Source organism: Pseudomonas fontis, assembly GCF_028656955.1.
GTDB lineage: Bacteria > Pseudomonadota > Gammaproteobacteria > Pseudomonadales > Pseudomonadaceae > Aquipseudomonas > Aquipseudomonas fontis.
In genome coordinates, this window is the sequence record NZ_JAMDGY010000056.1 from 1 (window position 1) to 21031 (window position 21031).

Annotated in this window: 17 protein-coding genes and 4 tRNA genes; all 21 read left to right on the top strand. The window is 56.3% G+C overall.

Going from position 1 to position 21031, the window contains the following annotated elements; translation table 11 throughout:
* The first annotated feature begins 120 nt into the window (after positions 1-120).
* The 21 genes from birA (at position 121) to rpsJ (ending at position 21015) form a co-directional block, all read left to right on the top strand.
* Positions 121-1080: a bifunctional biotin--[acetyl-CoA-carboxylase] ligase/biotin operon repressor BirA gene (gene birA, locus M5G11_RS17735; protein WP_273912150.1), complete on the top strand. Its 960-nt coding sequence runs from the start codon at positions 121-123 to the stop codon at positions 1078-1080.
* Positions 1070-1819: a pantothenate kinase gene (locus tag M5G11_RS17740; protein WP_273912149.1), complete on the top strand. Its 750-nt coding sequence runs from the start codon at positions 1070-1072 to the stop codon at positions 1817-1819. Before birA ends, M5G11_RS17740 begins: the two co-directional genes overlap by 11 nt.
* Positions 1820-1826: 7 nt before the next feature.
* The gene (locus tag M5G11_RS17745) at positions 1827-2255 is read left to right on the top strand and encodes a hypothetical protein (RefSeq protein WP_273912148.1); all 429 of its coding nucleotides are present in this window, start codon (positions 1827-1829) and stop codon (positions 2253-2255) included.
* A 143-nt stretch (positions 2256-2398) separates the two neighbouring features.
* Positions 2399-2483, top strand: a tRNA-Tyr gene (locus tag M5G11_RS17750).
* Between the two features lie 23 nt (positions 2484-2506).
* A tRNA-Gly gene (locus M5G11_RS17755) sits at positions 2507-2580 on the top strand.
* A 26-nt stretch (positions 2581-2606) separates the two neighbouring features.
* Positions 2607-2682: transfer RNA gene (locus tag M5G11_RS17760), tRNA-Thr, on the top strand.
* 85 nt (positions 2683-2767) lie between these two features.
* Positions 2768-3961: an elongation factor Tu gene (tuf, locus tag M5G11_RS17765; protein ID WP_273912147.1), complete on the top strand. Its 1194-nt coding sequence runs from the start codon at positions 2768-2770 to the stop codon at positions 3959-3961.
* Positions 3962-4015: 54 nt separating this feature from the next.
* Positions 4016-4091: transfer RNA gene (locus tag M5G11_RS17770), tRNA-Trp, on the top strand.
* Positions 4092-4136: 45 nt separating this feature from the next.
* Entirely contained in the window at positions 4137-4505 is a 369-nt protein-coding gene (gene secE, locus M5G11_RS17775) for a preprotein translocase subunit SecE (protein WP_273912146.1), read from the top strand.
* A 9-nt stretch (positions 4506-4514) separates the two neighbouring features.
* On the top strand, positions 4515-5048 hold the full coding sequence (nusG, locus tag M5G11_RS17780) for a transcription termination/antitermination protein NusG (protein WP_273912145.1): 534 nt from the start codon (positions 4515-4517) through the stop codon (positions 5046-5048).
* 119 nt (positions 5049-5167) lie between these two features.
* Positions 5168-5599, top strand: coding sequence for a 50S ribosomal protein L11 (gene rplK / locus M5G11_RS17785; RefSeq protein WP_010220295.1), 432 nt, complete (start codon positions 5168-5170; stop codon positions 5597-5599).
* On the top strand, positions 5599-6294 hold the full coding sequence (gene rplA, locus M5G11_RS17790) for a 50S ribosomal protein L1 (RefSeq protein WP_273912144.1): 696 nt from the start codon (positions 5599-5601) through the stop codon (positions 6292-6294). Before rplK ends, rplA begins: the two co-directional genes overlap by 1 nt.
* Before the next feature lie 199 nt (positions 6295-6493).
* The gene (gene rplJ / locus M5G11_RS17795; RefSeq protein ID WP_273912143.1) at positions 6494-6994 is read left to right on the top strand and encodes a 50S ribosomal protein L10; all 501 of its coding nucleotides are present in this window, start codon (positions 6494-6496) and stop codon (positions 6992-6994) included.
* A 73-nt stretch (positions 6995-7067) separates the two neighbouring features.
* On the top strand, positions 7068-7433 hold the full coding sequence (rplL, locus tag M5G11_RS17800) for a 50S ribosomal protein L7/L12 (protein WP_273912142.1): 366 nt from the start codon (positions 7068-7070) through the stop codon (positions 7431-7433).
* 219 nt (positions 7434-7652) lie between these two features.
* Positions 7653-11726: a DNA-directed RNA polymerase subunit beta gene (gene rpoB / locus M5G11_RS17805; RefSeq protein ID WP_273912141.1), complete on the top strand. Its 4074-nt coding sequence runs from the start codon at positions 7653-7655 to the stop codon at positions 11724-11726.
* Between the two features lie 64 nt (positions 11727-11790).
* On the top strand, positions 11791-15990 hold the full coding sequence (gene rpoC / locus M5G11_RS17810; RefSeq protein ID WP_273912140.1) for a DNA-directed RNA polymerase subunit beta': 4200 nt from the start codon (positions 11791-11793) through the stop codon (positions 15988-15990).
* A gap of 204 nt (positions 15991-16194) precedes the next feature.
* Positions 16195-16566, top strand: a complete 372-nt coding sequence (gene rpsL, locus M5G11_RS17815; RefSeq protein ID WP_003186084.1) for a 30S ribosomal protein S12 — start codon at positions 16195-16197, stop codon at positions 16564-16566.
* A gap of 119 nt (positions 16567-16685) precedes the next feature.
* Positions 16686-17156 carry a 30S ribosomal protein S7 gene (gene rpsG, locus M5G11_RS17820; protein WP_009397350.1) on the top strand — a complete coding sequence of 157 codons (471 nt, stop codon included), beginning with the start codon at positions 16686-16688 and terminating at the stop codon, positions 17154-17156.
* Positions 17157-17186: 30 nt separating this feature from the next.
* The gene (fusA, locus tag M5G11_RS17825) at positions 17187-19334 is read left to right on the top strand and encodes an elongation factor G (protein ID WP_273912139.1); all 2148 of its coding nucleotides are present in this window, start codon (positions 17187-17189) and stop codon (positions 19332-19334) included.
* Between the two features lie 31 nt (positions 19335-19365).
* Positions 19366-20559, top strand: coding sequence for an elongation factor Tu (gene tuf, locus M5G11_RS17830; protein ID WP_273912138.1), 1194 nt, complete (start codon positions 19366-19368; stop codon positions 20557-20559).
* A gap of 144 nt (positions 20560-20703) precedes the next feature.
* Complete coding sequence (gene rpsJ / locus M5G11_RS17835) at positions 20704-21015, top strand: 30S ribosomal protein S10 (RefSeq protein WP_003186070.1); 312 nt, start codon at positions 20704-20706, stop codon at positions 21013-21015.
* The last annotated feature ends 16 nt before the right edge of the window (positions 21016-21031 follow it).

Genomic DNA, 21031 nt, shown 5'->3' on the forward strand with positions numbered 1-21031 from the left:
GGGGTTTTGTCTTTGTGCGCCAAAAAGCTCAGCGCTATCTGAAGGCTCAAGGCGTCACTTTTCTATGCAATCACCCAGCGCATGGCTATCATGCCTGCCTCATTGTGAGTCGAGATTGGCATGCTTAAGTTGTTGAAGCTCCTCAGGGATGGACGATTCCATTCGGGTGAGGCACTGGGGGCCGCGTTGGGCGTCAGCCGCAGCGCTGTCTGGAAGCAGTTGCAGCATCTGGAAGCCGAATTGAGCCTGCCTGTGCACAAGGTTCGAGGCCGCGGCTACCGGCTGGCTGCCCCCTTGTCGCTGCTCGAGGCCCAGGCTATTAGTGAGGCGAGTTCGGGTGAGTGCTGGCCGGTGCTGATCTACGACGAAATCGACTCTACCAATGCCCAGGGGTTGCGCGCTGTCGATGCGGGGCAGCAAGCACCTTTCCTGGTGTTGGCCGAGCGGCAGACCGCAGGGCGCGGACGCCGCGGGCGACATTGGGTCAGTCCCTTTGCACAAAATCTCTATTACAGCCTGGTCTTGCGTATTGACGGCGGCATGCGTCAATTGGAAGGGCTGAGCCTTGTCGTAGGGCTTGCGGTGATGCGCACATTGCAGGCCGCGGGTGTGACAAAGGCCGGTTTGAAGTGGCCGAACGATGTCTTGGTGGGCGACCGCAAAATCGCCGGAATTCTCCTGGAATTGGTGGGGGATCCTGCTGATGTCTGTCACGTTGTCCTGGGTATTGGGGTCAACGTGAATATGCAAAATGCTGATGATGTCGACCAGGCCTGGACTTCCATTCGCCTGGAAACGGGCCAGTTGGTCGAGCGCAATACATTGGTGGCGCAGCTGAGCGCCAATCTGCAGGAATACCTGGAGCGCCACCGTCAGTACGGATTTGAAGCGCTACAAGCAGAGTGGGAGCAGGCGCACCTGTGGCAGGGGTGTCCTGTGTCCTTGATCGCGGGTGTCACCAGGGTTGATGGCATCGTACTGGGTATCGATAAACAAGGCGCGTTACGTCTGCAGGTGGATGGTGTTGAAAAGAGTTTCAGTGGTGGTGAGCTCAGTGTGAGGTTGCGTGATGATTCTTGAGCTCGACTGCGGTAACAGCTTTATTAAGTGGCGGGTCATTCGCAGCCCGGCAGGTGCAATCGTCTCTGGCGGCGTCGTCGACTCGGACCAGGCACTGATTGCGGCCGTTCAAGCGCTGCAGATCGAGCCTCCTGCCAGGTGTCGCCTGGTAAGTGTGCGCACCGAAGATGAAACGACGTTGCTAGCTGACGCGCTGGTGTTCGCATTCGGCTTGGTGGTGACGCGAGCTTCAGCGGCTCAGGCGCTGGGTGGTGTCACGAATGGTTATGTGGAGTTTGAGCGGCTGGGATTGGATCGCTGGCTGGCGTTGCTAGGTGGCTATCATCTTGCAAAGCGCGCGTGCGTGGTCATCGACCTAGGCACCGCGGTAACCTCCGATTTCGTCAGTGCCACTGGCGAGCACCTGGGTGGTTTCATCTGCCCCGGCATGCCGCTGATGCGCAACCAACTGCGCACGCACACGCGTCGTATCCGCTATGACGATGCGTCGGCGGAGCGTGCGTTGTCGAGCCTTGAGCCAGGTTGCTCAACCGTTGAAGCGGTTGAGCGTGGCTGTATGTTGATGCTCCATGGTTTCGTCTTGACTCAGATCGAGCAGGCGCGAGCTTATTGGGGTGAAGACTTCACGTTGTTCATTACCGGTGGTGATGCCTCGATGGCGCACCAGGTTGCGCCGTGGGCGCGTGTGGTGCCGGACCTGGTGTTTGTAGGGTTGGCGATCGCATGCCCGCTGGATTGAGGTGACTATGCGCTGGTTGTTCTTGTTATTGCTGGTTCTCAACGTCATTTACTACGTCTGGCATCAGCAGGGCGCTCCCCTGAAGGTCAAAGAGGTGGTTTCCTTGTCACTGTACAAGGGAAGTCAGCAGGATATTCGCCTGCTTAGCGAGTCTCGTAACGCCGCCCAGGTGCCGGCGCGCGAGAAAGAGTGCCTGTATGTCGGCGGCGTGGAGACCCCGGAGGTGCTTGAATCACTGCGTCAGCGCCTCACGAGCCTCGATATTCGCGCGCGAAAGGTGGTTGGCAAGCTGGTAGACAGTACTGGCTGGTGGCTGCAGATTTCGCCTGAAAGCCAGCGTTTGCTGGATCAAACCCTGCTTTCGACTCTTTCCAATGATTTCAAAGACTTAAAACATAAAATAATGTTGTGCGAGGGTGTTGCAACCGTCGATTAGTTTGCATAGAATGGCGCCCGCTCCACAGGGAACACCACTAGATGGAAATCTGTGAAGCGTTGTCAAATTAGCTAACCTCAAGATTTTAATGAGAAAAAGCTTGACAGCAGGACGGCAAGAGTTGAAAATGCCGCCCACGTTCAGGAGGGGTTCCCGAGCGGCCAAAGGGATCAGACTGTAAATCTGACGTCTACGACTTCGAAGGTTCGAATCCTTCCCCCTCCACCAATTTAGCGAGAGCTGCAAGCCTCGCGGGTATAGTTTAGTGGTAGAACCTCAGCCTTCCAAGCTGATGATGCGGGTTCGATTCCCGCTACCCGCTCCAGATTTGCTGCTGTTGCACAGTGTTACGCTCTTGTAGCTCAGTTGGTAGAGCACACCCTTGGTAAGGGTGAGGTCAGCGGTTCAAATCCGCTCAAGAGCTCCATATAACAAGGCAGATATGAAAATATCTGCCTTTGTTTTAATGGTCAGTTTGACTTGCTTGATTCTTCTGATGGGAGATGGTCTCGATGGCTAAGGAAAAGTTCGAACGTAACAAGCCGCACGTAAACGTAGGTACTATCGGTCACGTTGACCACGGTAAGACCACGCTGACCGCTGCGCTGACTCGCGTTTGTTCCGAAGTCTTCGGTTCCGCAAAGGTTGATTTCGATAAGATCGACAGCGCCCCGGAAGAAAAGGCACGTGGTATTACCATTAATACCGCGCACGTCGAATACGATTCAAATGTTCGTCACTATGCTCACGTTGACTGTCCAGGTCACGCTGACTACGTAAAGAACATGATTACTGGTGCTGCGCAGATGGATGGCGCGATTCTGGTTTGCTCGGCCGCTGATGGTCCGATGCCGCAAACCCGTGAGCACATCCTGCTGTCCCGTCAGGTTGGCGTCCCGTACATTGTGGTCTTCCTGAACAAGGCTGACCTGGTCGACGACGCCGAGCTGCTGGAATTGGTCGAGATGGAAGTTCGCGACCTACTCAGCACTTATGACTTCCCAGGCGACGACACTCCGATCATTATCGGTTCGGCTCGTATGGCGCTGGAAGGCAAAGACGATAACGAAATGGGCACTACTGCCGTTCGTAAGCTGGTTGAGACTCTGGATAGCTACATTCCCGAGCCTGAGCGCGCAATCGACAAGCCATTCCTGATGCCGATCGAAGACGTATTCTCGATTTCTGGTCGTGGCACTGTTGTTACCGGTCGTATTGAACGTGGCATTGTTCGCGTTCAAGAGTCGCTGGAAATTGTTGGTCTGCGTGACACTCAAACCACTACCTGTACTGGTGTTGAGATGTTCCGCAAGCTGTTGGATGAGGGTCGTGCTGGTGAGAACTGCGGCGTTTTGCTGCGTGGCACCAAGCGTGATGATGTCGAGCGTGGTCAGGTCCTGGTTAAGCCGGGTTCGGTCAAGCCGCACACCAAGTTCGCGGCAGAGGTTTACGTTCTGAGCAAGGAGGAGGGTGGTCGTCATACGCCATTCTTCAAGGGCTACCGTCCGCAGTTCTACTTCCGTACGACTGATGTGACTGGTAACTGCGAATTGCCAGAAGGCGTTGAGATGGTGATGCCAGGTGACAACATCCAAATGGTTGTCACATTGATCAAAACCATTGCGATGGAAGATGGTCTGCGTTTCGCTATCCGTGAGGGCGGTCGTACCGTCGGTGCGGGTGTCGTAGCCAAGGTTATCGAATAAGTAGTTGATTTATCTCGATCAGGTCGGCATAATTGCCGGCCAGATTAAGCTTTTAGGTCAGTAGCTCAATTGGCAGAGCGACGGTCTCCAAAACCGTAGGTTGGGGGTTCGATTCCCTCCTGACCTGCCAGATTCACCTCGTGTGTCTGGCTTTCTTTTCACAGGATCCTCCTAGATGACTCCAAAGTCTGAAGCCCAAGACTCTCGTTTTGATCTGCTCAAGTGGGTGGCTGTTGTCGCTTTGGTCGTCGTCGGTGTAGTCGGTAATCAGTACTACTCCGCATCGCCGATCCTGTATCGCGTCATTGCGCTGCTTGCACTTGCTGCTGCTGCTGCCTTCGTGGCGCTGCAGACTGCTAAAGGCAAGTCGTTCTTTGCGCTGGCGAAGGAAGCTCGCACCGAGATTCGTAAAGTCGTATGGCCAACCCGCCAAGAAACCATGCAGACCACGCTGATTGTCGTGGCTGTTGTCCTGGTTATGGCGCTGCTGTTGTGGGGTCTTGATTCCCTGCTCGGCTGGTTGATTTCCTTGATTGTTGGCTAAGGGTGTCCTGTGGCTAAGCGTTGGTATGTTGTTCATGCGTACTCGGGTTACGAGAAGCATGTGATGCGCTCGCTGGTCGAGCGTGTAAAGCTGGCCGGTATGGAAGACGGCTTCGGCGAAATTCTGGTCCCCACTGAAGAAGTGGTTGAGATGCGCAATGGCCAGAAGCGCAAAAGCGAACGCAAGTTCTTCCCTGGCTACGTGCTGGTACAGATGGACATGAACGAAGGGACTTGGCACTTGGTCAAGGACACCCCTCGCGTCATGGGCTTCATTGGTGGTACCGCAGACAAACCTGCGCCGATCACTGACAAAGAAGCTGAGGCCATTCTCCGTCGTGTTGCCGATGGCAGCGACAAGCCCAAGCCGAAGACGCTCTTCGAGCCGGGTGAGGTGGTTCGCGTTACTGATGGTCCGTTCGCTGATTTCAACGGCACTGTCGAAGAAGTTAACTACGAGAAGAGCCGGCTCCAAGTGGCTGTGCTTATTTTCGGTCGCTCTACCCCGGTGGAGCTCGAGTTCAGCCAGGTCGAAAAGGTCTAGCAGAGCGAAGCATCCCATACCCCGCAGCCCTATGTGCTGCGGGGTTTTGTCGTCACTGGGATAAAACGTAAGTAACCCGGGGAGCCATTTGGCGTTCGTACCCGATATTGGAGTAGCTCATGGCTAAGAAGATTCAGGCTTACATCAAGCTGCAAGTAAAGGCCGGCCAGGCCAACCCTAGCCCACCCGTTGGTCCAGCACTGGGTCAACACGGTGTGAACATCATGGAATTCTGCAAGGCCTTCAACGCCCGTACTCAGGGTCAAGAAGCCGGCCTGCCGACTCCTGTGATCATCACTGTTTACAGTGACCGTAGCTTCACCTTTGAAACTAAAAGCACCCCTGCTTCGGTCCTGCTGAAAAAAGCAGCTGGCCTGACCAGCGGTTCTGCACGTCCTAACACCGTTAAAGTCGGTACTGTGACCCGTGCTCAGCTGGAAGAGATCGCAAAAACCAAAAATGCTGATCTGACCGCTGCTGACATGGATGCAGCCGTGCGTACCATCGCCGGTTCTGCTCGCAGCATGGGCCTCAACGTGGAGGGTGTGTAATGGCTAAGCTGACCAAGCGCCAAAAGGCTATTGCTTCGAAAATCGAAGCTGGCAAAGTCTACAACTTCGAAGAAGCAGCAGCGCTGCTGGCCGAACTGTCCACCGTGAAGTTCAGCGAATCCTTCGACGTTGCTGTCAACCTCGGCGTTGACCCACGTAAATCCGACCAGGTTGTTCGTAGCGCTACTGTGCTGCCACACGGCACTGGCAAGACCGTACGTGTTGCCGTCTTCACCCAGGGTCCAGCTGCTGAGGCCGCTCTGGCTGCCGGCGCTGACCGTGTAGGTATGGACGATCTGGCTGCCGAAATGAAAGGCGGCGACCTGAACTATGACGTCGTTATTGCTTCCCCGGACGCAATGCGTGTTGTTGGTCAGTTGGGTCAGGTTCTGGGTCCTCGCGGCCTGATGCCTAACCCTAAAGTCGGTACCGTAACTCCAGACGTAGCCACCGCGGTTAAAAACGCCAAGGCTGGTCAGGTTCGTTATCGCACCGACAAAAACGGCATCATCCACACCTCCGTTGGCAAGATGGGCTTCGAAGCCGTCAAGCTGAAGGAAAACGTTGAAGCACTGATCGCTGACCTGAAGCGTATCAAGCCAGCTTCTTCGAAAGGTATCTACGTCAAGCGCGTTACCCTGAGCACCACTATGGGCCCAGGTCTGGTCATCGACCAGAGCTCGCTGGACGCGTAAGACAAAGGCCGGCGCGAGCGATCGCGCCGACTTGAAAAATTGGGGTCCCTGCCTGGCGGGGGCTATCCAAGACCGTAGGCGGCGCAAGCCTTAAACCTCAAGCCTACGCAGATGGTGCTCCCGGTTCCTTACCGAATCAGACACCAAAACGACATCCGGCCTCGGCCAGATGAAACGGTAACAAGCAGGAGTTAAACCCGTGGCAATTAATCTCGAAGACAAGAAGGCCATCGTCGCTGAAGTCAACGAGGCTGCCAAAGCTGCCCTGTCCGCTGTCGTGGCTGATGCCCGTGGTGTGACTGTAGGCGCTATGACCGGACTCCGTAAAGAGGCTCGTGAAGCTGGCGTATACGTACGTGTCGTACGTAACACCCTGCTCAAGCGCGCTGTTGCTGGTACTGACTACAGTATCCTCAACGACGTGTTCACTGGCCCGACCTTGATTGCATTCTCGAACCAACACCCGGGTGCTGCTGCCCGTCTGTTCAAAGAGTTCGCAAAAGGTCAGGACAAGTTCGAGATCAAGGCAGCTGCGTTCGAGGGCAAGTTCCTCGCAGCTAACCAAATCGACGTACTGGCAACTCTGCCGACCCGTGACGAAGCAATTTCTCAGCTGATGAGCGTGATCCAAGGCGCAACCAGCAAGTTGGCTCGTACACTGGCCGCAGTTCGCGACCAAAAAGAAGCTGCCGCCGCCTAAGGCACGCAGTCTTCTCGCGTTTTGTTAATTTCGATGGTCGCGTAGGCCGTCCCCCAATTCAGGAATTAGATTCATGTCTATCTCTCAAAACGATATCCTTGAAGCCGTTGGCAACATGTCCGTAATGGAAGTTGTTGAACTGATCAAAGCTTTCGAAGAAAAATTCGGCGTTACCGCTGCTGCCGCTTCGGCTGGCCCAGCTGCTGCTGCTGCAGTTGTTGAAGAGCAAACCGAGTTCAACGTTGTTCTGGTTGCCGCTGGCGAGAAGAAAGTCAACGTGATCAAGGCTGTTCGTGAACTGACCGGCCTGGGCCTGAAAGAAGCCAAGGAGAAGGTTGACACCGCTCCTCAGGTCGTAGCTGAAGGCGTTTCGAAAGAAGCCGCTGACAAAGCTGCAGCTGCACTGACCGAAGCAGGCGCTACCGTCGAAATCAAGTAATTTCGACTATGCGTCTCCAGCCCGAGCGTTAAGCGACAGGCTGATGGCTGGTGGCTCTTGCCACCGGCCTTTTTCCGTTAGTGGCGGCTGACTAGGTCGGCGCCACTAACGTGCTTCAACCACCAAAGACGGTGGCGCAAACCATGGGGTTTGCACGATTTTCTGGCTGCTCCCGTCGGGAGAAGCCAAACAAGCAGGTGACCAAGCTGGGGAACGCTGATGGCTTACTCATACACTGAGAAAAAACGTATCCGCAAGGACTTTAGCAAGTTGCCGGACGTCATGGATGTGCCTTACCTCCTGGCCATCCAGCTGGATTCGTATCGTGAATTCTTGCAAGCGGGAGCGACCAAAGATCAGTTCCGCGACGTGGGCCTGCATGCGGCCTTCAAATCGGTTTTCCCGATCATCAGCTACTCCGGCAATGCTGCCCTGGAGTACGTTGGCTATCGTCTGGGCGAACCGGCGTTTGATGTCAAAGAATGCGTACTGCGCGGCGTAACCTACGCCGTACCGCTGCGGGTAAAAGTGCGCCTGATCATTTTCGACAAAGAATCGTCGAACAAAGCGATCAAGGACATCAAAGAGCAAGAAGTCTACATGGGTGAAATCCCCCTGATGACTGAAAACGGTACCTTTGTAATCAACGGTACTGAGCGTGTAATCGTTTCCCAGCTGCACCGTTCGCCGGGTGTATTCTTCGACCACGACCGTGGCAAGACGCACAGCTCTGGCAAACTGCTGTACTCGGCGCGGATTATTCCTTACCGCGGCTCGTGGTTGGACTTCGAGTTCGACCCGAAAGACTGCGTGTTCGTCCGTATCGACCGTCGCCGCAAACTGCCGGCTTCGGTACTGCTGCGTGCGCTGGGCTACAGCACTGAACAAGTGCTGGACGCTTTCTACACCACCAACGTCTTCCATGTTTCCGGCGAAACTCTGAGCCTGGAGCTGGTACCTCAGCGTCTGCGTGGTGAAATTGCGGTCCTGGACATCCATGACGAAAACGGCAAGGTCATTGTCGAGCAAGGTCGTCGTATCACCGCTCGCCACATCAACCAGATTGAAAAATCTGGCGTCAAGAAGCTGGACGTTCCGTTCGAATACGTCCTGGGCCGCACCACTGCCAAGGCAATCGTGCACCCGGCTACCGGCGAGATCCTGGCTGAATGCAACACCGAGCTGACCACCGACGCCCTGGTGAAGATCGCCAAGGCCCAGGTTGTTCGCATCGAGACCCTGTACACCAACGACATCGACTGTGGTCCGTTCGTCTCGGATACCCTGAAGATCGACTCCACCAGCAACCAATTGGAAGCGCTGGTCGAGATCTATCGCATGATGCGTCCTGGCGAGCCACCAACCAAGGATGCAGCCGAAACGCTGTTCAACAACCTGTTCTTCAGCCCTGAGCGCTACGACCTGTCGGCCGTTGGCCGGATGAAGTTCAACCGTCGTATCGGTCGTACCGAGATCGAAGGTTCGGGCGTGTTGAGCAAGGAAGATATCGTCGAGGTTCTCAAGACCCTGGTCGACATCCGTAACGGCAAAGGCATCGTCGACGACATCGACCACCTGGGTAACCGTCGCGTACGTTGCGTCGGCGAGATGGCCGAGAACCAGTTCCGTGTTGGCCTGGTGCGTGTAGAGCGCGCGGTCAAGGAACGTCTGTCGATGGCTGAAAGCGAAGGCCTGATGCCGCAAGACCTGATCAACGCCAAGCCGGTAGCGGCCGCGGTGAAAGAGTTCTTCGGTTCCAGCCAGCTGTCCCAGTTCATGGACCAGAACAACCCGCTGTCCGAGATCACCCACAAGCGTCGCGTCTCTGCACTCGGCCCTGGCGGTCTGACTCGTGAGCGTGCCGGCTTTGAAGTCCGTGACGTACACCCGACCCACTACGGCCGTGTGTGCCCGATCGAGACTCCTGAAGGTCCGAACATCGGTCTGATCAACTCCCTGGCGGCCTATGCCCGCACCAACCAGTACGGCTTCCTCGAGAGCCCGTACCGCGTGGTGAAAGAGGGTGTGGTTACTGACGAGATCGTGTTCCTGTCGGCGATCGAGGAAGCGGATCACGTCATTGCTCAGGCTTCGGCCACAATGAACGAGAAGAAGCAACTGATCGACGAGCTGGTAGCTGTTCGTCACCTGAACGAATTCACCGTCAAGGCGCCGGAAGACGTCACCCTGATGGACGTTTCGCCGAAGCAGGTTGTATCGGTTGCAGCGTCGCTGATTCCGTTCCTCGAGCACGACGACGCCAACCGTGCGTTGATGGGTTCGAACATGCAGCGTCAAGCTGTACCAACCCTGCGTGCTGACAAGCCGCTGGTCGGTACCGGCATGGAGCGCAACGTTGCCCGTGACTCCGGCGTTTGCGTCGTGGCTCGTCGTGGCGGCGTGATCGACTCCGTCGACGCCAGCCGTATCGTGGTTCGTGTTGCAGATGATGAAGTTGAAACCGGCGAAGCTGGTGTCGACATCTACAACTTGACCAAGTACACCCGTTCGAACCAGAACACCTGCATCAACCAGCGTCCGCTGGTGAACAAGGGTGACTCGGTTCAGCGTGGCGACATCATGGCCGACGGCCCGTCCACCGATATGGGTGAACTGGCACTGGGTCAGAACATGCGCATCGCGTTCATGGCATGGAACGGCTTCAACTTCGAAGACTCCATCTGCCTGTCCGAGCGTGTGGTTCAGGAAGACCGCTTCACCACGATCCACATCCAGGAACTGACCTGTGTGGCCCGTGACACCAAGCTTGGCCCAGAGGAAATCACCGCTGACATCCCGAACGTGGGTGAAGCAGCGCTGAACAAGCTGGACGAAGCCGGTATCGTTTATGTCGGTGCTGAAGTCGGCGCAGGTGACATCCTGGTTGGTAAAGTGACGCCGAAGGGCGAAACTCAGCTGACTCCGGAAGAAAAACTGTTGCGCGCAATCTTCGGTGAGAAGGCTAGCGACGTTAAAGACACCTCCCTGCGTGTGCCAACCGGCACCAAAGGTACTGTCATTGACGTACAGGTCTTCACCCGTGATGGCGTAGAGCGCGATACTCGTGCCCTGTCCATCGAGAAGATGCAGCTGGACGAGATCCGCAAGGATCTGAACGAAGAGTTCCGCATCGTCGAAGGTGCAACCTTCGAACGTCTGCGTTCGGCCCTGAACGGCCAGGTTGTCGATGGTGGTGCAGGCCTGAAGAAAGGCGCTGTGATCTCCAACGAAGTTCTGGACGGTCTGGAGCACGGTCAGTGGTTCAAACTGCGCATGGCAGAAGACGCGCTGAACGAGCAACTCGAGAAGGCTCAGGCCTACATCGTTGATCGCCGCCGTCTGCTGGACGACAAGTTCGAAGACAAGAAGCGCAAGCTGCAGCAGGGCGATGACCTGGCTCCGGGCGTACTGAAGATCGTCAAGGTCTACCTGGCAATCCGTCGTCGCATCCAGCCGGGCGACAAGATGGCCGGTCGTCACGGTAACAAAGGTGTGGTCTCCGTGATCATGCCGGTCGAAGACATGCCGCACGACGCCAACGGTACGCCGGTTGACGTGGTACTCAACCCACTGGGTGTACCATCGCGTATGAACGTCGGTCAGATCCTCGAAACCCACCTGGGCCTGGCGGCCAAGGGTCTGGGCGAGAAGATCAACCGCATGCTCGAAGAGCAGCGCAAAGTCATCGAACTGCGCAAGTTCCTCACCGAGATCTACAACGAGATCGGTGGTCGTCAGGAAAGCCTTGAAGACTTCACCGACCAGGAAATCCTGGACCTGGCGAAGAACCTCAAAGGCGGTGTGCCAATGGCCACTCCAGTCTTCGACGGCGCCAAGGAAAGCGAAATCAAGGCCATGCTGAAACTGGCAGACATGCCAGAATCCGGCCAGATGCAGCTGTTCGACGGTCGTACCGGCAACAAGTTCGAGCGTCATGTGACCGTCGGTTACATGTACATGCTCAAGCTGAACCACTTGGTCGACGACAAGATGCACGCGCGTTCCACTGGTTCTTACAGCCTGGTTACTCAGCAGCCGCTGGGTGGTAAGGCGCAGTTCGGTGGTCAGCGTTTCGGGGAGATGGAAGTGTGGGCGCTGGAAGCATACGGCGCGGCATACACCCTGCAAGAAATGCTCACTGTGAAGTCGGACGATGTGAACGGTCGGACCAAGATGTACAAAAACATCGTGGACGGCGATCACCGTATGGAGCCGGGCATGCCCGAGTCCTTCAACGTGTTGATCAAAGAGATTCGTTCGCTCGGTATCGATATCGATCTGGAAACCGAATAACACGTGACGCGAATCGGGAGCGTGGCTGAAAAGCCCGCTCCCTGCTCCGCCAGGAGGAAAGGCCTTGAAAGACCTACTGAATTTGCTGAAAAACCAGGGTCAAGTCGAAGAGTTCGACGCCATCCGTATCGGATTGGCCTCGCCTGAGATGATCCGTTCGTGGTCGTTCGGTGAAGTTAAAAAGCCGGAAACCATCAACTACCGTACGTTCAAGCCTGAGCGTGACGGTCTGTTCTGCGCCAAGATCTTTGGCCCAGTCAAAGACTACGAGTGCCTGTGCGGTAAGTACAAGCGCCTGAAGCACCGTGGCGTCATCTGTGAGAAGTGCGGCGTTGAAGTCGCCCTGGCCAAGGTCCGTCGTGAGCGCATGGCTCACATCGAACTGGCCTCCCCAGTTGCCCACATCTGGTTCCTGAAGTCCCTGCCGTCCCGTATCGGCTTGCTGATGGACATGACCCTGCGTGATATCGAGCGCGTTCTCTACTTCGAGAGCTACGTCGTTATCGACCCGGGCATGACTACCCTGGAGAAGGGTCAGCTGCTGAACGACGAGCAGTATTTCGAAGCGCTGGAAGAGTTCGGTGATGACTTCGATGCCCGCATGGGTGCCGAGGCTGTCCGTGAGCTGCTGCACGCTATCGACCTGGAGCACGAGATTGGCCGCCTGCGCGAAGAAATTCCGCAAACCAACTCGGAAACCAAGATCAAGAAGCTGTCCAAGCGTCTGAAGCTGATGGAAGCCTTCCAGGGCTCGGGCAACCTGCCTGAGTGGATGGTCCTGACCGTTCTGCCGGTTCTGCCGCCAGATCTGCGTCCATTGGTTCCGCTGGATGGCGGTCGCTTCGCGACTTCCGACCTGAACGACCTGTATCGTCGGGTGATCAACCGTAACAACCGTCTGAAGCGCCTGCTCGACCTGTCCGCGCCGGACATCATCGTGCGCAACGAAAAGCGCATGCTGCAGGAAGCAGTCGACGCACTGCTCGACAACGGCCGTCGCGGCCGCGCCATCACTGGCTCGAACAAGCGTCCTCTGAAATCCCTGGCTGACATGATCAAGGGTAAGCAAGGTCGTTTCCGTCAGAACTTGCTCGGTAAGCGTGTTGACTACTCCGGCCGTTCGGTAATTACCGTAGGTCCGACCCTGCGTCTGCACCAGTGCGGTCTGCCGAAGAAGATGGCCCTGGAACTGTTCAAGCCGTTCATTTTCGGCAAGCTGGAAATGCGTGGTCTGGCGACCACCATCAAGGCCGCCAAGAAGATGGTCGAGCGCGAGCTGCCAGAGGTTTGGGACGTTCTCGCTGAAGTCATTCGCGAGCACCCAGTGCTGCTCAACCGTGCACCGACCCTTCACCGTCTGGGTATCCAGGCCTTTGAACCGGTTCTGATCGAAGGTAAGGCTATCCAGCTGCACCCGCTGGTCTGTGCTGCGTACAACGCCGACTTCGACGGTGACCAAATGGCCGTGCACGTGCCGCTGACGCTGGAAGCCCAGCTGGAAGCGCGCGCGCTGATGATGTCGACCAACAACATCCTGTCGCCAGCTAACGGTGAGCCAATCATCGTTCCATCGCAGGACGTTGTACTGGGTCTGTACTACATGACCCGTGAAGCCATTAACGCCAAGGGCGAAGGTCGCGTGTTTGCCGACCTGCAGGAAGTCGACCGCGTATTCCGCGCCGGCGAAGCTGCCCTGCACGCGAAGATCAAGGTTCGTATCAACGAAACCGTGAACGACCGTGATGGCGGCAGCGTCAAGAACACCCGTATCGTCGACACCACCGTCGGCCGTGCGCTGCTGTTCCAGGTTGTGCCACCAGGTCTGTCGTACGACGTGGTCAACCAGCCGATGAAGAAGAAGGCGATCTCCAAGCTGATCAACCAGTGCTACCGCGTGGTGGGTCTGAAAGAGACCGTGATCTTCGCTGACCAGCTGATGTACACCGGTTTTGCCTACTCGACCATCTCCGGCGTTTCGATCGGTGTTAACGACTTCGTTATCCCGGATGAAAAAGCCCGCATCATCAATGCTGCAACTGATGAAGTGAAAGAGATCGAGAGCCAGTACGCCTCCGGCCTGGTAACCCAGGGCGAGAAGTACAACAAAGTCATCGACTTGTGGTCCAAGGCGAACGACGAAGTTTCCAAAGCGATGATGGCCAACCTCTCGAAAGAGCGGGTCATCGACCGTGAAGGCAACGAAGTCGAGCAAGAGTCCTTCAACTCGATGTACATGATGGCTGACTCCGGTGCTCGGGGTTCGGCAGCTCAGATTCGTCAGCTGGCCGGTATGCGTGGCCTGATGGCCAAGCCGGACGGCTCGATCATCGAGACGCCAATTACTGCGAACTTCCGTGAAGGTTTGAGCGTACTTCAGTACTTCATCTCGACTCACGGTGCTCGTAAAGGTCTGGCGGATACCGCGTTGAAAACCGCGAACTCCGGTTACCTGACCCGTCGTCTGGTAGACGTCGCGCAAGACCTGGTCGTTACCGAGATCGATTGCGGTACCGAGCAAGGCCTGCTGATGACGCCGCACATTGAAGGCGGTGACGTTGTAGAGCCGCTGGGTGAGCGTGTACTGGGCCGTGTTATCGCCCGTGACGTGTTCAAGCCAGGCACCGACGACGTGATCGTCCCTGCTGGCACCCTGGTTGACGAGAAGTGGGTTGAATTCATCGAGCTGAACAGCATCGACGAAGTAATCGTGCGCTCGCCAATCAGCTGCGAAACCCGCTATGGCATCTGCGCCAAGTGCTACGGTCGTGACTTGGCTCGTGGTCACCAGGTGAACATCGGTGAAGCGGTCGGCGTTATCGCTGCCCAGTCCATCGGTGAGCCGGGTACCCAGCTGACCATGCGTACGTTCCACATCGGTGGTGCTGCAAGCCGGACCTCGGCTGCCGACAGCGTCCAGGTGAAGAACGGCGGTATGGTTCGTCTGCACAACCTGAAGCAGGTTGAGCGTGCTGATGGCAACCTGGTAGCCGTGTCGCGTTCCGGTGAGTTGGCCATTGCCGACGAATTCGGTCGTGAGCGCGAGCGCTACAAGCTGCCGTACGGTGCCGTGATTTCCGTGAAGGAAGGCGACAAGGTCGACGCTGGCGCCATCGTCGCCAAGTGGGACCCGCACACCCACCCGATCGTTACCGAAATGAAAGGTACCGTGACCTTTGTGGGCATGGAAGAAGGCATCACCATCAAGCGTCAGACTGACGAATTGACGGGTTTGACCAACATTGAAGTTCTGGACGCCAAAGACCGTCCGGCTGCAGGCAAGGAAATCCGCCCTGCAATCAAGATGGTCGACGCCAATGGCAAGGATCTGCTGCTGCCAGGTACCGACGTACCGGCTCAGTACTTCCTGCCGGCGAACGCCCTGGTCGGTGTTGCTGACGGTGCACAAATCGGTGTTGGTGACGTTATCGCGCGTATCCCGCAAGAAACGTCGAAGACCCGTGACATCACCGGTGGTCTGCCACGGGTTGCCGACTTGTTCGAAGCCCGTCGTCCGAAAGAAGCCTCGATTCTGGCTGAAGTCAGCGGCACCATCGCGTTCGGTAAAGAGACCAAAGGCAAGCGCCGTCTGGTTATCACCCCGAACGACGGTAGCGATCCGTACGAGGAGCTGATTCCGAAGTGGCGTCACCTGAACGTCTTCGAAGGCGAGCAAGTGAACCGCGGCGAAGTTATCTCCGACGGTCCAAGCGATCCGCACGACATCCTGCGTCTGCTGGGTGTGAGCGCGCTGGCCAAGTACATCGTCAACGAGATTCAGGACGTTTACCGTCTGCAAGGCGTGAAGATCAACGACAAGCACATCGAGACCATCCTGCGTCAGATGCTGCGTAAAGTTGAGATCGCCGAGTCGGGTGACTCCAGCTTCATCAAGGGCGACCAGATGGAACTGACTCACGTACTGGTCGAGAACGAGCGTCTCGCCGGTGAAGACAAGTTCATCTCGAAGTTCTCGCGTGTGCTGCTGGGTATCACCAAGGCCTCGCTGTCCACCGAATCGTTCATCTCGGCGGCTTCCTTCCAGGAAACCACCCGCGTACTGACCGAAGCGGCGGTAACCGGCAAGCGCGATTACCTGCGCGGCCTGAAAGAAAACGTGGTCGTGGGTCGTCTGATCCCGGCCGGTACCGGTCTGGCATACCATAGCGAGCGCAAGCGTCGCCGTGATGCCGACAAGCCGCTGCGTGTTAGCGCCAGTGAAGTGGAAGCTGCACTGACCGAAGCGCTGAACTCCAGCGGCAACTAAGGGGAGGGCCCTGGCCACCACTTTCCAGCTTTCGGCGACATATTTTGTTGCCGACGGTCGGGGAGGGGAGGCTGGGGCCTTGCCTTGACTGGGGGCAAGATCCTCTTTAGACTCTTGTACCCCTAAATTTGGTGGGACTCTGTCCTGCCATTTTTGCTTTTCTTGCAAGACAATAGCGTCGCAAGACAACAGTGGAGCTAGTAGATGGCAACTATCAACCAGCTGGTACGTCAGCCGCGTAAGCGTATCGTCGAGAAATCCGACGTTCCTGCGCTGCAGAACTGCCCGCAACGTCGTGGCGTGTGCACCCGTGTGTACACCACCACGCCGAAAAAACCTAACTCGGCACTGCGTAAAGTATGCCGTGTGCGCCTGACCAACGGTTTCGAGGTTTCCTCGTACATCGGCGGTGAAGGCCACAACCTGCAAGAGCACAGCGTGGTACTGATCCGCGGCGGTCGTGTAAAAGACTTGCCAGGTGTTCGTTACCACACCGTTCGCGGTTCCCTGGATACTTCCGGCGTCAAAGGTCGTAACCAAGGCCGTTCGAAGTACGGTACCAAGCGTCCGAAGTAATCGGCCGTTTGCAGCAGTTTGCAGTTATTCATTTTATTGAGTCGATAAGAGTAAGGTCGGGCAAGGACCCTTTGGTCACCTGTCCCGGGCTAACCTGAAGACCGTTTGAGGGCTTATCAATGCCAAGACGTCGTGTAGCAGCCAAGCGTGAGATTCTGGACGATCCAAAATACGGGTCGCAGATTCTCGCCAAGTTCATGAACCACGTGATGGAAAGCGGCAAGAAGGCCGTAGCCGAGCGCATCGTTTACGGTGCCCTGGATACCGTCAAAGCACGCAAGAACAGCGATCCCCTGGAAATCTTCGAGAAAGCTCTCGACGCCATCGCTCCGCTGGTCGAAGTGAAGTCGCGCCGTGTTGGCGGTGCTACTTACCAGGTTCCTGTTGAAGTACGTCCATCCCGTCGTAACGCGCTGGCAATGCGCTGGCTGGTAGACTTCGCCCGCAAGCGCGGCGAGAAGTCCATGGCTCTGCGCCTGGCTGGCGAACTGCTGGATGCCGCTGAAGGCAAAGGTGCTGCAGTCAAGAAGCGTGAAGACGTTCACCGTATGGCTGAAGCCAACAAAGCGTTCTCGCACTACCGCTTCTAATTCAAGCATCACTAATTTTGCGAGGGCTCTATGGCTCGTACTACACCAATTAACCGCTACCGTAACATTGGTATTTGCGCGCACGTTGATGCGGGCAAGACCACTACTACCGAGCGGATCCTGTTCTACACAGGTCTGAGCCACAAAATGGGCGAGGTGCATGACGGCGCCGCGACCACCGACTGGATGGTGCAGGAGCAGGAGCGGGGTATTACCATTACCTCCGCTGCTGTTACTACCTTCTGGCAGGGTTCCCGTGCTCAGTATGACAACTACCGCGTAAACGTCATCGATACCCCTGGCCACGTTGACTTCACTATTGAAGTAGAACGTTCGCTGCGTGTACTCGACGGCGCGGTTGTTGTGTTCTGTGGCACCTCCGGTGTTGAGCCTCAGTCCGAAACCGTATGGCGTCAAGCCAACAAGTACGGCGTTCCACGTGTTGTTTACGTGAACAAGATGGACCGTGCCGGCGCTGACTTCCTGCGCGTAGTTGGCCAGATCAAGAACCGCCTGGGTCACACCCCGGTTCCTGTTCAGCTGGCTATCGGTTCGGAAGATAACTTCCAGGGTCAGGTTGACCTGATCAAGATGAAGGCTATCTACTGGAACGATGACGACAAAGGCACCACCTATCGCGAGGAAGAAATTCCTGCCGATATGCTGGCGCTGGCTGAAGAGTGGCGCGCCAATATGGTCGAAGCCGCTGCAGAAGCCAACGAAGAGCTGATGAACAAGTACCTTGAAGAAGGTGAGCTGACTGTCGAAGAGATCAAAGCCGGTCTGCGTGCGCGCACCCTGGCCAGCGAGATCGTTCCGGCTGTCTGCGGTTCTTCCTTCAAGAACAAAGGCGTTCCTCTGGTTCTCGATGCTGTCATCGACTTCCTGCCGGCTCCTACCGAGATCCCTGCGATCAAAGGTATTCACCCAGACCTCATCGAGAAATCGAAAGAAGAGCTGGTTGAAGCTGACTACGACGAGCGTCACGCTGACGACAACGAGCCGTTCTCGGCTCTGGCGTTCAAGATTGCCACCGACCCGTTCGTTGGTACTCTGACTTTCGTTCGCGTCTACTCGGGCTTCCTGAGCTCGGGCGACTCCGTGATCAACTCGGTCAAGGGCAAGAAAGAGCGCGTTGGTCGTATGGTGCAGATGCACGCCAACCAGCGTGAAGAAATCAAAGAAGTACGTGCAGGCGACATCGCTGCTCTGATCGGCATGAAGGACGTCACCACCGGTGACACCCTGTGCAACGCCGACAAGCCGATCATCCTTGAGCGTATGGACTTCCCTGAGCCGGTAATTTCGGTAGCTGTTGAGCCGAAAACCAAGCAGGACCAGGAGAAGATGGGTATTGCACTGGGCAAGCTGGCTCAGGAAGACCCGTCGTTCCGCGTCAAGACCGATGAAGAAACCGGCCAGACCATCATTTCGGGTATGGGCGAGCTTCACCTGGACATCCTCGTTGACCGCATGAAGCGCGAGTTCAACGTCGAAGCCAACATCGGTAAGCCTCAGGTTTCGTACCGCGAGAAGATCAGCAAGGACAACGTCGAGATCGAAGGTAAGTTCGTTCGTCAGTCCGGTGGTCGCGGTCAGTTCGGTCACTGCTGGATTCGCTTCTCGCAGCCTGCAGTGGACGAGAAGGGCAACATCACTGAAGGCCTGGCGTTCACCAACGAGGTCGTGGGTGGTGTGATTCCTAAGGAATACATCCCGGCTATCCAGAAGGGTATCGAAGAGCAGATGAAAAACGGCGTTGTCGCCGGTTATCCGCTAATCGGCCTGAAGGCTACCGTGTTCGATGGTTCCTACCACGACGTCGACTCCAACGAGATGGCGTTTAAAGTGGCAGCCTCCATGGCGACCAAGCAGCTGGCCTACAAGGGCGGCGGTGTTGTGCTTGAGCCGATCATGAAGGTTGAAGTAGTAACCCCAGAGGACTACATGGGTGACGTGATGGGTGACCTGAACCGTCGTCGTGGTCTGATCCAGGGTATGGATGACTCGGTCTCCGGCAAGGTGATCCGTGCTGAGGTACCGTTGGGTGAAATGTTCGGTTATGCGACCGACGTTCGTTCCATGTCTCAGGGTCGCGCGAGCTACTCCATGGAATTCTCCAAATACGCTGAGGCTCCGGCGAACATCGTCGAAGCACTCGTTAAAAAACAAGGCTGATTCAGCCCCTTTAGGCTAGGAGTTCACTGTCGTGGCTAAAGAAAAATTTGATCGTTCCCTCCCGCACGTCAACGTTGGCACCATCGGTCACGTTGACCACGGTAAAACCACTCTGACCGCAGCTCTGACTCGCGTTTGCTCCGAAGTTTTCGGTTCCGCAATCGTCGACTTCGACAAGATCGACAGCGCGCCAGAAGAGAAAGCTCGCGGTATCACCATCAACACCGCGCACGTTGAGTACAACTCGACCATTCGTCACTACGCTCACGTCGACTGCCCAGGTCACGCTGACTACGTGAAGAACATGATCACCGGTGCTGCGCAGATGGACGGCGCAATCCTGGTATGTTCGGCCGCTGATGGTCCGATGCCACAAACCCGTGAGCACATCCTGCTGTCCCGTCAGGTTGGCGTTCCGTACATCGTGGTCTTCCTGAACAAGGCTGACCTGGTAGACGACGCTGAGCTGCTGGAACTGGTCGAGATGGAAGTTCGCGACCTGCTGAGCACCTACGACTTCCCAGGCGACGACACTCCGATCATCATTGGTTCGGCTCGTATGGCTCTGGAAGGCAAAGACGACAACGAAATGGGCACCACTGCCGTTCGTAAGCTGGTTGAGACTCTGGATACCTACATCCCAGAGCCTGAGCGTGCTATCGACAAGCCGTTCCTGATGCCAATCGAAGACGTATTCTCGATCTCCGGTCGTGGTACCGTTGTTACCGGCCGTATCGAGCGTGGTATCGTCCGCGTTCAGGAAGCTCTGGAAATCGTTGGTCTGCGTGACACTCAAACCACCACCTGTACTGGTGTTGAGATGTTCCGTAAGCTGCTGGACGAAGGTCGTGCTGGTGAGAACTGCGGCGTTCTGCTGCGTGGCACCAAGCGTGACGACGTTGAGCGTGGCCAGGTTCTGGTCAAGCCAGGTTCGGTTAAGCCGCACACCAAGTTCACCGCAGAAGTTTACGTTCTGAGCAAGGAAGAAGGCGGCCGTCATACTCCGTTCTTCAAAGGCTACCGTCCACAGTTCTACTTCCGTACTACTGACGTGACTGGTAACTGCCAGCTGCCAGAAGGCGTTGAAATGGTAATGCCAGGTGACAACATCCAAATGGAAGTCACTCTGATCAAAACCATCGCAATGGAAGATGGTCTGCGTTTCGCTATCCGTGAAGGCGGTCGTACCGTCGGCGCTGGCGTCGTAGCCAAAATCATCGAGTAATCCTCGATAGGTTGAAAAAAGCCCCCGCTCAGCGGGGGCTTTTTTTATTGGGTTGACACCCAATAGGCGCCTCTATAGAATCACGCCTCCTTTTAACGGGCGTAGTGCGCCCGGTGGGAATAGCAGCCTGGAGTCTGAAATCCAATGCAAAATCAGCAAATCCGTATCAGGTTGAAGGCTTTTGACCATCGCCTGATCGACCAATCCACCCAGGAAATCGTGGAAACCGCGAAACGTACTGGTGCTCAAGTGCGTGGTCCAATTCCACTGCCTACCCGTAAAGAGCGGTTCACCGTTCTGGTCTCCCCGCACGTCAACAAAGACGCGCGTGACCAGTACGAGATCCGTACTCATAAGCGCGTTCTGGACATCGTCCAGCCAACGGATAAAACCGTTGATGCTCTTATGAAGCTTGATCTTGCGGCTGGTGTGGAAGTGCAGATCAGCCTCGGCTAAGACACGGTCTTAGTCG